This window comes from Pseudoalteromonas sp. SaAl2, from assembly GCF_052947895.1.
Genome location: NZ_CM129605.1, coordinates 462,735 through 476,947 on the forward strand (window position 1 = coordinate 462,735; position 14,213 = coordinate 476,947).

13 protein-coding genes and 1 pseudogene are annotated in these 14,213 nt (G+C 40.9%); 9 read left to right on the forward strand and 5 right to left on the reverse strand.

The genetic code is table 11. From position 1 onward, the window contains the following. Positions 1-1,350: a sigma 54-interacting transcriptional regulator gene (locus ACU8V8_RS02205; RefSeq protein WP_446888697.1), complete on the forward strand. Its 1,350-nt coding sequence runs from the start codon at positions 1-3 to the stop codon at positions 1,348-1,350. A gap of 8 nt (positions 1,351-1,358) precedes the next feature. Further along, positions 1,359-1,859, forward strand: coding sequence for a DUF1543 domain-containing protein (locus tag ACU8V8_RS02210; protein ID WP_446888698.1), 501 nt, complete (start codon positions 1,359-1,361; stop codon positions 1,857-1,859). 20 nt (positions 1,860-1,879) lie between these two features. Here ACU8V8_RS02210 and ACU8V8_RS02215 read toward each other — a convergent pair whose 3' ends face one another. From ACU8V8_RS02215 to pdsR, 4 genes are all read right to left on the reverse strand, one after another. Continuing rightward, a complete protein-coding gene (locus ACU8V8_RS02215) occupies positions 1,880-2,113 on the reverse strand; it encodes a hypothetical protein (protein ID WP_087532810.1) in 234 nt (77 codons plus the stop codon). Positions 2,114-2,163: 50 nt separating this feature from the next. Next, complete coding sequence (locus tag ACU8V8_RS02220; protein WP_290209213.1) at positions 2,164-2,322, reverse strand: hypothetical protein; 159 nt, start codon at positions 2,320-2,322, stop codon at positions 2,164-2,166. Between the two features lie 106 nt (positions 2,323-2,428). Beyond that, positions 2,429-4,576 (reverse strand): proteobacterial dedicated sortase system histidine kinase, encoded by a 2,148-nt coding sequence (pdsS, locus tag ACU8V8_RS02225; protein ID WP_446888699.1) that lies wholly within the window; start codon positions 4,574-4,576, stop codon positions 2,429-2,431. Beyond that, positions 4,576-5,265, reverse strand: a complete 690-nt coding sequence (gene pdsR, locus ACU8V8_RS02230) for a proteobacterial dedicated sortase system response regulator (protein WP_446888700.1) — start codon at positions 5,263-5,265, stop codon at positions 4,576-4,578. The genes pdsS and pdsR overlap by 1 nt, the downstream gene beginning before the upstream one ends. Before the next feature lie 255 nt (positions 5,266-5,520). On the opposite strand from pdsR, the gene pdsO reads away from it, so the two are divergent. Genes pdsO through ACU8V8_RS02245 form a run of 3 tightly spaced genes read left to right on the forward strand, consistent with a single transcriptional unit; the run spans position 5,521 to position 8,882 of the window. Further along, the gene (gene pdsO / locus ACU8V8_RS02235) at positions 5,521-6,246 is read left to right on the forward strand and encodes a sortase-associated OmpA-like protein PdsO (RefSeq protein ID WP_446888701.1); all 726 of its coding nucleotides are present in this window, start codon (positions 5,521-5,523) and stop codon (positions 6,244-6,246) included. A 57-nt stretch (positions 6,247-6,303) separates the two neighbouring features. After that, positions 6,304-8,307: a marine proteobacterial sortase target protein gene (locus ACU8V8_RS02240; RefSeq protein ID WP_446888702.1), complete on the forward strand. Its 2,004-nt coding sequence runs from the start codon at positions 6,304-6,306 to the stop codon at positions 8,305-8,307. Then, positions 8,304-8,882, forward strand: a complete 579-nt coding sequence (locus tag ACU8V8_RS02245) for a class GN sortase (RefSeq protein WP_446888703.1) — start codon at positions 8,304-8,306, stop codon at positions 8,880-8,882. Before ACU8V8_RS02240 ends, ACU8V8_RS02245 begins: the two co-directional genes overlap by 4 nt. Here ACU8V8_RS02245 and ACU8V8_RS02250 read toward each other — a convergent pair. Further along, positions 8,789-9,738: pseudogene (locus tag ACU8V8_RS02250) on the reverse strand (DMT family transporter). The gene ACU8V8_RS02245 and the pseudogene ACU8V8_RS02250 sit on opposite strands and share 94 nt — an antisense overlap. A gap of 126 nt (positions 9,739-9,864) precedes the next feature. On the opposite strand from ACU8V8_RS02250, the gene proB reads away from it, so the two are divergent. The 4 genes from proB (at position 9,865) to gltX (ending at position 14,011) form a co-directional block, all read left to right on the forward strand. After that, complete coding sequence (gene proB, locus ACU8V8_RS02255) at positions 9,865-10,968, forward strand: glutamate 5-kinase (protein ID WP_446888704.1); 1,104 nt, start codon at positions 9,865-9,867, stop codon at positions 10,966-10,968. 77 nt (positions 10,969-11,045) lie between these two features. Continuing rightward, a complete protein-coding gene (locus ACU8V8_RS02260; RefSeq protein ID WP_446888705.1) occupies positions 11,046-12,020 on the forward strand; it encodes a GGDEF domain-containing protein in 975 nt (324 codons plus the stop codon). Between the two features lie 66 nt (positions 12,021-12,086). Next, the gene (locus tag ACU8V8_RS02265) at positions 12,087-12,446 is read left to right on the forward strand and encodes a glutaredoxin family protein (RefSeq protein ID WP_446888706.1); all 360 of its coding nucleotides are present in this window, start codon (positions 12,087-12,089) and stop codon (positions 12,444-12,446) included. Between the two features lie 80 nt (positions 12,447-12,526). Beyond that, complete coding sequence (gene gltX, locus ACU8V8_RS02270; RefSeq protein ID WP_446888707.1) at positions 12,527-14,011, forward strand: glutamate--tRNA ligase; 1,485 nt, start codon at positions 12,527-12,529, stop codon at positions 14,009-14,011. Positions 14,012-14,213: the final 202 nt, after the last annotated feature.

A 14,213-nucleotide genomic window follows, 5' to 3' on the forward strand; every position in this document is an offset into this window, starting at 1 on the left:
ATGTCGACTCAATTACCTCAAAATGCCCGTGTTCTATTAGTTGATGATGATGCAAGTTTACTTAAGCTGCTGTCTATTCGTATTGAATCTAAAGGTTACCAAGTCACAACCTGTGAAAGTGGTATGGCGGCGCTGCAATTACTAAAAAGCCACGTGTTTGATGCCGTAATTACCGATTTACGCATGGACGAAATGGATGGTATGGCTTTACATAGACAGCTGCAAAGCCGCTATCCTGCCTTACCCGTTATTATGATGACAGCCCATGGCTCAATTCCAGATGCGGTAGAGGCCACCAAACAAGGTATTTTTGCATTTATTACCAAGCCCGTTGATAAAGACGAGTTATTTGACAGCCTAGCTAAAGCGATTGAAATACATGGGTTAAATGGTGAGGAACAAGCTTCAAACAGTGCTATTGTAACTCGTAGCGGCGCGATGCTGCACTTACTTGAGCAAGTAAAACTATTAGGTCCAACGCAGGTTAATGTGCTTATTTCAGGTGCTAGCGGGACAGGTAAAGAGCTACTGGCTAATGCAATTCATCAACATAGCCATGTTAGTGACGGGCCATTTGTAGCCATAAATTGTGGTGCAGTGCCAGGGGAGTTACTTGAGTCAGAGTTGTTTGGCCATAAAAAAGGCGCGTTCACGGGGGCAGTAAAAGATCACCAAGGGCTTTTTCAGCAAGCACAAGGTGGCACCTTATTCTTAGATGAAATTGGTGATATGCCATTAAACTTACAAGTTAAGTTATTACGTGTATTACAAGAAAAAACCATCCGGCCAGTGGGCTTTCAAGAAGAAATACCGATTGATGTGCGAATTGTTTCTGCAACACATAAAAATTTACCTGATGCGATTACAAACCAGCAATTTCGTGAAGATTTATACTATCGTTTAAACGTTGTGAACCTTAAACTACCAGAGCTAAAAGAACGCCGTGAAGACATTAGCTTACTTGTTCAACACTTTAGTGCCATGATTGCAAAGCGTATGGGGCAAACACAAAAGCGGTTTGCTACTGACGCCATGCATGCATTAGTCCGCTACGATTGGCCGGGCAATATTCGCCAATTACAAAATGTGGTAGAGCAGGTTGTTGCATTGACCCCAAGCGAAGTAATATCGGTACAGTTAGTTCTAAGTGCGCTAAATAGTAATGAGAGTAATGTTGAGCCGCTATCTTTAAACGACGCTAAAAAAGAGTTTGAGCGTGACTACGTTATAAATACGTTAAAAATGGCGGGCGGAAATGTGGCAGAAGGAGCCAAGCTTGCAAAACGAAATCGCTCTGATTTTTATAAGCTAATAAAGAAACACAACATTGACGTTGATAATATTTTGTAGGGGTAAAAATGCAGTTATTTATGGTGTATTTGGGTGGCAGAATTCAGGGTTGCCATATAGAAATGCACGACATACGTTTTGTGGTAGGTGAATCAATAGAGCAGTGCTACACAAAACTTAAAAGCCAATGGGTAGGCGACAAAAATAGTGTGCATATGGATAGCTTTATGGCGATTAAACATATTGATGGCTATCAAGTTGAGGTTATTGAAGAACCTGTTAGCCAAGCTGAAAAGTTGTTTTTTGTGAATTTAGGTGCATATCGAGCTGATAGTCTTGCTGAACAACATGACTTTGCTTTGTATGTAGCAGATGACGCTGAGCAAGCTAAACAACGAGCTAAAGAGCATTTGTTAGCGGGTTTAAGTCATTTGCATAAAGATGATTTATGTGATGTGGATGACTGCTTTGCCATTGATTTACTAGACAGCCAATTACGTATTAAGCTGACGCCAAGTGGTCAGTCTCAGAAAATGAAACCAGATTGGTTTGGCTATCATATTTTATAAGTCGAGGTTTAATTAAGCGACTAATCGTTGTCGCTTTGCTCTTGGCGTTCTTTATCTTCGCTCTTACTTGCAATCTTAAAAGCAATAATAACAAAACCAAACATGGCGAAAGGCAAAGCTGCGAGTAAGTATTCAGTGAGATTGCTGTCAGCAAAACTAGCTTGTAATAAAAAGTGCCCTGCAACGCAAAGTACAATCACAATAAGTAGAATAGGGAGTAAAATAAGTTCTTTTTTGGCTGAATGGCTTTTCATTGTTTGGCATAGCTTTTTCAAGGTGCGCCATTGTAATGAGCAAACAGCTTTTAGGTCAAATAACTTGGTTGGAAAATGTCACTTCCTTGTGCTGAATCAAGCTTTTTAGTATCGGTTTCATTATCAGTGTAACTACCATCTTCTTGTTGCTCATGGCGGTAGAGTTCGAATATAAAATCAATTTCTTCGCGTTTTAATACCGTTTGCATTCTAACCTCCTAATTCAGCGCTTATGTTTAATGTTAGCCAGCTTATGCTGTTGAGGCTGAATTATAAGTGAATACTTATTGAGCAAATTGTGTAGAAATGTAACCTTTAATTTTTTGGGGTTACATCTATAGATAATGGCAATCTAACAATAAATTCTACGCCATCACTTTGTTGATTATTGAGTGCCGTTACATTGCCTTTATGATACTCACACACTAAACGAACAATATATAAACCCAAACCTAAATGGGGTTGCTGCTGAAGTTGCTGGCTACGTACTGATACCATTGAGTCAAAAATATGCTCCGTGAGCCCTTGTGGCAGTAAAGGGCCCTTATTTTTAACAGACAGCACAGCATTATCATCATTTTTTTGTAAGCTGATGCTAATGGCATTTTCATCTAAGTTAAACTCCAGCGCATTATTGATAAGTTTATCGAGTAGTTGCGCGATAAACTCCGGCGCACCTAACATAGGCATTGGGTTATCATAAATATCGAGTTTAAAAGCATGATGCGGATAAGTGAGTTGGTAGCCTTGCATGCAACCGGTAATGACTTTTTGCAAATCAAATAACTCAGGTTCATTGCTTTGTATACTTTGCTCAAGGCGTGTGGCTTCACTCATGGTGGTAATAATTTTACCTAAACGCTCAACCCCTTCACTGGCCCGATCAAGGTATTTTTGACTGAGTTCAGATTGTGGCTGCATTTGTAGATTTTCCAAAGAGCTACGCACTACAGCTACTGGGGTTCTTAATTCATGGGATAGTCGTGACGACATGGTCTCTAAGTAATTAGTGTAGCCACCAAGACGACTGACAATATTGGCAAAACTGCGCGACAGGTCGCCAATTTCATCATTTGAATCTGAATAGTTAATAGTGCCTGTAACTCGCCCTTGTGCATCAATTGCTTGCTCTGCGGTATCACGTAGGCGCCTGATACGGCTTGATATGCGAGATGCAAAAAAGAATAAAGTTACAGTGCCGATTAACATTACCGCCAAAATGACATTAAACAGCTTCTCTAGAGACTTATTGCGCAGAGTCCGAACGCCATTAGTGGTTTCTTCAGCAATCACGGCGCCAATTACTTTGTCTTTGATCCAAATAGGGTAGGCAGCAGATAAAATAACGGCTTTGTTATCAGGAGTGAGTCGCCATGATGATGCAGGTGAACCACTGAGCGCTTTAGCTATATGAGTGCCTTGCATAGCAGCAACATCGTGCAGAGTATCCAAAAATTCGTTTTCAGGACGGGTCAGTACTTTATAGTACAGTGGGTGTAAATAGGTTTTTTCAAACCGTTGCCACCAAGTTGCTGCCGGTTTATCGGTAATACCGTCAGCCCAGACGCCATCCGCATGATGGATAGAGCCTGATTGCGCCAGTACACGGTGATGATTATCAACCACCCAAATACGGCTACCGCTATGGCCCATGCCTTTTAAAATACGGTTTATCTCAGGTGAAGGTACCAGCACTGATCCTATATCGCTTGGGTTGAGAATGTTTGAGGTTGACATTAATTGCGGTTCAACCTTATTAGTATCCCAATCCTCAATTGCAAACCCCAGCTTATTACCTAACATGCTTAACGGAAAACGAAGTTCGATATTGTAGCCTGTGGCTGTACTGGTAAAATAACCCTGAATTTTAGTAAATGGTTTATTGGTTTGTGCATCAAATGCATTGACCCAGCCATCTTGGCGAGCTGCGACAATATAGTGTTTAAATTCACCCTCGGGGGTTTTTAACATGATTTGTAAGTGATCGTTTCGGGTTAAACTTAAGCTATTTTTAGCGCGATAAATGAGTGACTCATCTGTTACTTTAAAAACCGCATATAAAAACTCGCCGTATTTACCTACCATATGATCAAAAGATAGATCAGTGCTTTGATGATCGGTTTTATCACCTTGTAAATATCGCTCATCATAATGCCATATTAAATTTTGATAAGGCTGCCAATCGGATAGCTTACCATCCAGTTGGATCGGATTACTGAGGTTATAGGCATACAGATCGCGGCCTTTAACTACTTGATCTAAAAAGTTACTTTGTGAATCAAACAGCGCGGGACGTTCATGTAATGCAGTTGCAAGTGCGCGTGTGGTGCCTACGAGTGTTTTTTCTTGGCCTTGGCGTAAAAACTTTTCCATTTCCCATACATATTCATAACCGAGCCAGGGCAGTAAAAATAAAAAACACGACAGCAATATAAACTTACTGCGTAGGCCAAAACGCAGCATTACACTTGCTCCCAGCGGTAGCCCATACCATATACGGTATCAATGCAGTCAAACCCAGCATCAAGGGCTATAAACTTTTTGCGGATACGTTTTACATGGGAAGTAATGGTTGAGTCATCAACATAAATTTTGGCGTCGCTCATTAATTCATTACGACTTTTCACATGCCCAGGTCGCTGTGCTAGAGAATGCAACATCCAAAATTCTGTCACCGTTAAATCAACCAGTCGTTGCTGCCAAAATACTTGCATACGCTTGGTGTCTAATTTCAGTGGACCCCGGTTTATTAAAGCGGTTTCATCGGCGGGTTGTTCAAGCGCTTCCATACGTCTGAATAATGCGCCGATGCGGGCTGCTAAATGTGCCATGCTGATATCTTTGGTTAAGTAGTCATCTGCTCCCATACGCAGGCCACATACGGTATCGATTTCACTATCACGAGCGGTTAAAAAAATAATCGGTAAGGTTTTAGAAAGTGAACGCAGGGTTTGGCAAAGCAAAAAACCACCATCAATTTCATGGCCTAGGCCAATATCAACAATGGCTAAATCAGGTAGAGCGTCTTGAAAAGCATGCTCTGCTGTTGCTCTATCGCAAAAGCCACTGACTTGATAGCCCTGTGCACTGAGCATCTCCATGTAGTTTTCGCGAATGGCTGTTTCATCTTCAATAATGGCTATTTTTTTCATTCTTTCCACCTTCAAAGCCCATTTAAAGCAACCGGGCCTGTAATTCTCTATACGCACTATACCTAATTTTTTTTCCTTGGGTACTGACAAAAAGGCAATTGCCATTTTTTTGCCACAATTGCTCAGCAGTTTGCCTTTTTTGCTCCCCTTTGTTGCCACTTGCAGTTGTTTTAATAACACCATCCCAATTACAGCAGATGCCAACCAACGTTTGCTGAACAAATGAATAAACAATTAAGTACAAAGGAATAAATCATGAAAAAACTTATTATCGCATGCACCATCGCAACTTTATTCGCAGCGCCTAACTTTGCTCATGCAAACAATGAAGAGAAAAAAGAAACTCACCAAGAAACACTTATAGGCCTTAGCACAGGGGCTATTTTAGGCGGTATCGTCGGCGGCCCAGTTGGTGCATTTGTTGGTGCTTTTGCTGGTGGCTTAATTGGCGACAAAGAAGTTGCCGAAGATAAAATTGCAGAGCAACAACGTGCGCTTGTTGTTATGCAAGATAAAACGGATGATTACAATCATGTACTTTCTCAGAATGCGCAGTTAAGCGAACAACTTGATCATCTTGAGCAAAATAATGAACGTTTGGCGCTGGCGAAAATGAATAATCTAATGGCGATGACCATTCAATTTAAAACCGGATCAAGTGAAATTGCCCCGCATTTTGCCAGCCAATTAGACCAACTAGTAAGCCTGTTACAAAGCCAACCTGAATTGCAATTAGACTTAAATGGTTTTGCTGATCAACGGGGTGATGAATTAGCTAACTTAACCTTGTCAAAACAGCGAGTATCTGCTGTGCAAAGCTATTTAATTAAACAAGGCATTAGTCATACCCGCTTAACGGCGAACGCCTTTGGTGAACAACAAACAGTTGCAGATAGCGATAGTTATGAAGATAACGTATTTGATCGCCGCGTAACCTTAACGACTCGCCCAAGTAATCACTCTCAAACTGCGAGTAATTAAATAATAGCTAATGGATGCACTTCAGTGCATCTGCTCACCCATCAAGGGAGTGATTTTATGTTGAGTAAACCAAGCAAAGTGCTTACCCGTGTTCATTTTAAGGCGTGGGTAAGCCTTTTTATTCTCATTATGTTCGGTGCCTGTAGCTTCACTGTGGCGGCAGCTTCACCTGAGCTTAAAATGTATGACAGCCAAGGCGGTGCAGTATCTCCTGGAGTAATACTACAAAGTGATGCAAAAATGACGGTAACGGGTCTGATAAACCACGTTATTGTGACTCAGCATTACCGTAACGAAAACCCGTTTGCAGTGAATGCTCGCTATGTATTTCCACTGTCTGATGAAAGTGCGGTACATGCAATGACTATGCGCATTGGCGAGCGTATCATTAAAGGCCAAATAGACAAAAAAGAGCAAGCAGAGCAGCGTTTTCAACAAGCGAAAAAAGCAGGTAAGCAAGCGGCTATCGTCAGGCAGCAACGGGCAAATATGTTCACTACAAATGTAGCCAATATAAACCCAGGTGAAACTGTTATTATCGAACTTGAGTATCAAGAAGTGATTGATTATCGCAGTGGCACTTTTGCGCTTAGGTTTCCGACGACGATCACACCGCGCTATCATCCACTTAATGGCGAGTTGTCAGCTGCAAATGCTCAAGATAATAAAGCGATTAACACGCCGTTAGTTGCTAATGGTTGGCTCAGTCCTATTTATCAAAAACCAATTGAGTCAGCTTCTGAGCGTGGAAAATTTAGTTTAACTATTAATATCGATGTTGGATTAGAACTGGTTGATATTGAATCTAAATACCACCAAATTGCAGTAACTAATCCACAATTTGGGCATTATCAAATTGCATTGGATGAAAAAAATGCCGTTAACCGCGACTTTTTACTGGAATTTAAACCACTGCAAAAAGAGCAAGCGCAAGCTGCGTACTTTACTGAGCAGTTGGAAAATGGTGAACGCTACGGTTTATTAATGCTGATGCCGCCGGATGATCACTTTACCCAAACACAAAGACTGCCGCGTGAAATGGTTTTTGTAGTTGATACTTCGGGTTCAATGCACGGTCAATCTATGGAGCAGGCAAAAAGTGCGTTGTACTATGCATTATCCTTACTTGATGCAAACGATAGCTTTAATATCATAGGGTTTGATGACCAAGTAGCACCTATGAGTGAGCATTCGGTTGCAGCCAATGATTTTAATCTGCGCCGAGCCAAGCGCTTTGTTTACAACCTACAAGCTGATGGCGGTACTAATATTGCGGGGGCGTTAGATGCGGTGCTTGATAACAGTGAGCAAGATGGTTTTGTGCGCCAAGTGGTATTTTTAACTGATGGCAGTGTCAGTAACGAAGCTGAACTATTTACACATATTCGTATGCAATTAGGTGATACGCGTTTATTTACAGTAGGGATAGGCAGTGCACCAAATAGTTACTTTATGCGACGTGCTGCTGATGTGGGTCGAGGAACATTTACTTTTATTGGCAGTACACATGACGTACAACCAAAAATGCAGCAGCTATTTAATAAACTGGCTCACCCTGCAATCACTCAGTTAACTTTGCAAAGTAATGATAAGCAGCTTGAATATTGGCCATCACCGTTACCTGATTTATATTTTTCAGAACCTGTTATGGTGGCCATTAAGCTAACAAGCAATGACAAAGTGAGTCTACTGGGTCAAACAGCACAAGGGCCACTTAATTTAAAACTTAATGCACAGCAAGGTCAAAATGCAGTGGGGATAAGCCGATTATGGGCACGGCAAAAAATTAAATCGTTATTACTTTATAACGATAAGCAAATAGTAAAAGAGCAAGTTCAAAACCTAGCTTTAGAGCATCAATTACTAAGCCCGTTTACTGCATTTGTCGCGATTGAGCAAACAGCAATAAACACACCCGCTGAACACGATGTACAAGTGGCAAATAAACCAGTGCAAGGACTCACCATGCGATTGCCGCAAACTGATGGGCAAAGTAGATTACACATGTTGTTGGGTTGCATTTTACTCACTGGGTTTGCTTTTTTAAGAGTCAAAAAATGAAATTCTGGTTTAGTGTTTTCATCCTTGTGTTAGGTGTTGCTTTGTTCTCTCATGGCAGTTATATACAAGCAAAGGCATGGCTTGCTCAGCACTTGATTGAGCAAGCATGGCAACAAGCGTTAGTTACACCCAATGAGCAGGTAAAACCTTGGTTCTACGCTGATAGCTATGTCACAGCACAGCTTAATTGGCCAAGCCAAGGGAAAACGTTATCGATATTGGCTGGCGCAAGTGGCCGTAATTTAGCCTTTGCGCCAAGCCATTATTTACCAAGTGGAGAACTTGGCTCTGAACACGGTGCCTTAATTGCAGGGCATAACGATACCCACTTTGCCTTTTTACAAAAAGTTAAAGTGGGCGAACAATTTAGCTTACAAACTCAAAGCGGGAATGTTGTACAGTATCAAGTGCGGGGGATTGAAGTAATTCATCAGTCCCAACATGCATTTTTACAGCGCAGCGGCTTGTATTTATTAACCTGCTACCCTTTTGATTCATTAGCCTCTGGCACTGATTTAAGGTTATTGGTTTCAGCCGATAAAGTATCGTCATCAACATCGACCACCAGCTCTTGATGGCGTTGGCTTACCATGACCCCAATAAAGACCACTGCGATACTTAGCCACTGTCCCAATGTAAGTACTTCACCTAGAATGATGGCGGATAAAATTAATGTGAAAATAGGAATTAAATTAGAATAGGCCGCCGCCGTTAGCACTGAGACTTTACTTATAGCGTAGTTATACATGCCATAGCCACCTAAAGTAACACACGAACCAAGATATAAAATACTTAATAGAGCGGTTAAGTCGTGCTGGTTTTCACTTGGTAAATCAATAAATAATAAAAAAGGAGCAAAAAAACAAACTGCCGCTAAAACCTTGTAAAGCAATGAGTGTTAAAGGTGAGTAGCGCGCCGCTAAGTGCTTTACCGCCACGGTATAAAACGCTGCACAGACCATCGCCATAAGCTCTAAAAAGTTACCTAACAGCGGGTTAGGTGCTTGCTCAGAAGTTGGCGAGAGTAGGGTCAGTAAAATACTACCACCAATACAAAATGTAAAACCAATAACAATGGCTTTGCTTATGTATTCTTTAAGCATAAAAAACGCTAAAAAAGCCACTATGATCGGTAAGCATGACACAATAACACCGGCTTGCGACGCAGATGTATATTCCATTGCGTGGCCTTCAAATAAAAAAGTACAAACAAGGCTCAGCCAGTGACATTCCTAGCAGGTACTTCCAATCACCGGAGCGGTATTCAAAACGAATAACATAACGCCATAAACACAGTGCCAGCATTAGCGTTGTTAGCATACGTAAAAAAATCACCAGCGCGGGGTCATAAATAGCAATTGCATACTTGAGTGCAATAAACGAGCTACCCCATAAAAAGGTGGCAATAATTAAACATAAACTGGCAGGCATGATGAGCTCTTACTTAAAATTTAGCTAAATAAAGAAAGAGGCGATCCTAGCATGAAAATTTTTAACTTGTTCAAAAAGCGATAACTGGTATAAATAAATTCTTCATCTTTTGTGTAGTAAGTAGCAATGCATAGGGCACAGGTAATAGTAATTAAGCTGGGAACGAGTGTGCTTACCGGCGGCACTGATAAACTCGACAAAGCACACATGGTTGAACTTGTTCGCCAATGTAGTGAATTAAAAAAGCAAGGCCATCAAGTTGTTATGGTTTCAAGTGGGGCTGTAGCGGCAGGTCGTGAACAACTCATTAAACCTTGTGGTCGCTCTGTTATTGATAAGCAAATGTTAGCGGCTATCGGTCAGGGGCAGCTGATCCATATTTGGCAAAGCTTATTTGCATTATATGGCATTAATGTCGGACAAATGTTGTTAACTCGTGCTGATTTAGAGGACCGCGATCGTTACCTAAACGCCAGAGACACATTAATGGCTTTACTCTGTCATGACGTTGTGCCAATTATTAACGAAAATGATGCCGTTGCAACCAGTGAAATAAAAGTGGGTGATAATGACAACTTATCGGCATTCGTCGCTATTTTAGCCAATGCAGACAAATTACTGTTATTAACCGATCAAGAAGGGCTATTCACCAGCGATCCTCGCACAGATGCAAGCGCACAACTGATTGAACAAGTAAGTCATATTGACGATGAATTACGTCAACTGGCTGGTGGCAGTGGCACAAGTTTAGGCACAGGCGGAATGGCAACAAAGTTGCAAGCTGCTGATATAGCACGCCGAGCAGGAGTCGAAGTCGTTATTGCCAAAGGCGCTGGTAAAAATGTTATTTTAAACTGCATGAGTGAGCAATTACCTGGCACTCGATTTTTAAAATTAACAGCCCCTCGCGATGGTCGTAAAAAGTGGTTATTAGCCGGGCCAAAAAGTAATGGTCAAATTGTTATTGATGATGGTGCAACGACTGCAATTAAGCACCAAGGGGCTAGCTTATTAGCAAAAGGTATCCGCATCGCAAAAGGTCAGTTTAGTCGAGGAGATTTAGTTGACTTAGTTGACTTAAACTATCAACTGGTCGCGCGTGGGATCGCACGTTTTGATAGTCAAGAAGTCGATAAAATCAAAGGCTGCCACTCTACTAAAATCGTTCAGTTACTAGATTTTGATTGCGGTGCAGAAGTGATCCATCGTGATGATTTGGTACTTTTTTAGCATATTAGCTTAGCTATTTAGTAAAATTTAAATGCTGACCTAAACTTAGCTAAATATATTGTTTAGGTTTATTTTAGATGACTAACTCGTGCGGGCATGAGTGGGTAGTCTCAATTACACAGCAAGAGGAAGAGTCTGATTTAGATAGGGCTCTTTTGACTGCAATTATAGAACTTCCTGCAATTAAAAAATTTGCATTGTATATTAATAAATACTCTGGCAGTGATGGCTCACTGGTGTTAGTCAATCAAGATTCACTGTTGGAGCGATTAGATAGCCAAGAACTTACGACCATTTTGAATAAAGTGGCAAAAAATAAAGAGTGTATCAGCAGTGGCTCCGGTCATTACACTAGTTATATTCCAGCGTATTACTTAGGTGAAGTCATTGGCGTTTTACATGTTGAATCGGAGCATGAACTACCCGAAAGAAGCTTTATGCTTGCCGTACATGTGCTTAACGTTTATGCCAACCAATTGGCATTAATTCATCGCTCCCGGTTAGACCCTCTTACAGAGCTTTTAAATCGCCAAACATTTGATAAAAAAGTCATAGAGATTATCTCTGGTGACACATTTATCACTTCTTCTGGGGCGTCTGAGAAGCTGTCTTATTGGTTTTTAGCCTTATTGGATATTGATCACTTTAAGCATGTAAATGACAACTTTGGCCATGTTATTGGTGATGAAGTTATTTTGCTCGTTGCTCGGTTGTTAAAAGATAGTTTTAGAATTGATGATATTATATTTAGGTATGGCGGTGAAGAGTTTGCGGTGTTGTTTCAAGCGAGTGATGAGCATGAGGCACTAAATATACTTGATCGGGTACGTTGTAATGTCGCTGAATACCCATTCCCACAAATAAATAACTTAACTATTAGCGCTGGATTTTTAGCGCTGAGTGAAGTAGATATGGTGTCGGTATTAGTTCATAAAGCTGATCTTGCGTTGTATCACTCGAAAAATAATGGCCGCAACCAAGTAACCGCTTATAATGAACTGGAGATAGAGCAAGAGTCCGACGTTGACGACGACGGTATTGAGCTTTTTTGATGCTATTTTATTAGCTGTTATGCTAAAATCCGTGCCCTCAAATTTGTTGTTAACTAGGGTGATAAAATGAAATTAGTTCGTTGGCTTTTAGGTAGTTTAATCTTATTCTTTGATTTTATTTTTACCCCGCGTAGTAAAAAACGCCCAGAAGACGAGCAAGCTATGCTCGATCAAACAACCAGTCACTTTAAGCTTTATCAATTTAAAGCCTGCCCTTTTTGTGTCAAAGTACGCCGAGCAATAAAGCGACAAGGTTTAAAAGTCGATACGCGTGATGCGAAGAATAATCACGGTTATCGCCAAGAATTATTAGAGCAAGGTGGTAAAATTAAAGTGCCTTGCTTGCGTATTGAAGAAAATGGGCAAGTTAATTGGTTATATGAATCAAACGATATTATCGCCTATTTAGATAAAGTCGCGGCATAACGCGCGCTACCACTTCGAAAATTGCCCTTGCTATGCTAGCATTTGGGCAACTTTTATAGTCCTTTTAAAGAGAATATACCATGACAATCCGTACTCGTGTTGCTCCGTCACCTACTGGTGACCCGCATCTTGGCACTGCTTATATCGCCTTGTTTAATTACTGCTTTGCTAAACAACAAGGTGGTGAATTTGTACTTCGCATTGAAGATACTGACCAAGTTCGTAGCACGCCAGAATCAGAACAAGCGATTATGGATAGCTTGCGTTGGTTAGGTCTTGAGTGGGATCACGGTCCTGACGTAGGCGGTGAATTTGGTCCTTATCGTCAATCAGAGCGCAGCGATTTATATAAAAAGTTCGCACATCAGTTAGTTGACGAGGGTAAAGCATTTTACTGCTTTGCAACCAGTGAAGAACTGGATCAAATGCGTGAAGAGCAAATGGCTGAAGGTTTGCGCCCTAAATATGATGGTCGTGGTTTAAAGCTAACGGAAGAAGAAATTAAAGCGAATCTTGAAGCGGGTAAGCCGTATGTTATTCGTATGAATATTCCGTCTGAGGGTACCTTTAAGTTTAACGATTACTTACGCGGCGAGATTGAGATCCCATGGGAAAATGTAGACATGCAAGTGCTGTTAAAAGCAGATGGCTTCCCTACTTACTTTCTTGCTAACGTGGTTGATGATCATCACATGGAAATTAGTCATATTTTCCGTGGTGAAGAGTGGATAAACTCAGCGCCTAAGTTATTAAAACTATACGAAGACTTTGGTTGGCAAGCGCCTGTACTTGGTCACCTACCATTGTTGCGTAACCCAGATAAATCAAAGCTATCAAAGCGTAAAAATCCAACCTCAATTAATTACTATAAAGAAATGGGTTACTTACCAGAAGCGGTACTAAACTACTTAGGCCGCATGGGTTGGTCAATGCCTGATGAGCGTGAAAAGTTCACCCTTGCTGAGATGATTGAACACTTTGATATGAAACGCGTATCACTGGGTGGCCCGGTATTTGATGTTGATAAACTAAGCTGGTTAAACGGCATGTGGATCCGTGAAAACCTAACCGATGCAGAGTTGATGCAACGTTTTGTTGATTGGAAATTTAACGGCGACATGCTTGCTAAGGTGTTACCTGAAGCGAAAACACGTATCAACACACTCTCAGATATGGTTGATCTTGCAGGTCACTTTGTGGGTGGTATCCCACAGTACGACCCTGCATTATTAACGGCTGGTAAAGCGGATGAAAATGTTATTCGCCAAGCGTTACAGTTCTTTATTTGGCAACTTGAAGGGCTACGTAGCTGGGAAAAACCTGAAATATTTGCTATTGCTAAAGAAGTTTCGAGCTTCCATGAGTTAAAGATCAAAGACTTTTTGGAGCCAATCTTTGTGGCTATCACTGGTAAAACATCTTCAACATCAGTACTTGATGCAATGGAGATTTTAGGTTCTGATTTATCACGTGCTCGTTTACGAGTAGCACTGGCACATTTAGGTATTTCTAAAAAGCAGGCAAAAAATATTGAGCGCGCTTATCGCGAATACCCAAGCGCTTAAATTATTAATGTGTTAAATATAGCCGAGCTAATATGCTCGGCTTTTTATCAGGGTATTAATTACCAACCCTTTCAGTTGAGATATTTCATATTTTTCGTAGCCTAATTAACAGGTTCTTATTTGGCTGGTATTTATTTTCTGCTGTGAAGAATTAGCCGCAGAGAGTTTGAATTGTATGAAACTTAGCAAGCGGTTAATTACT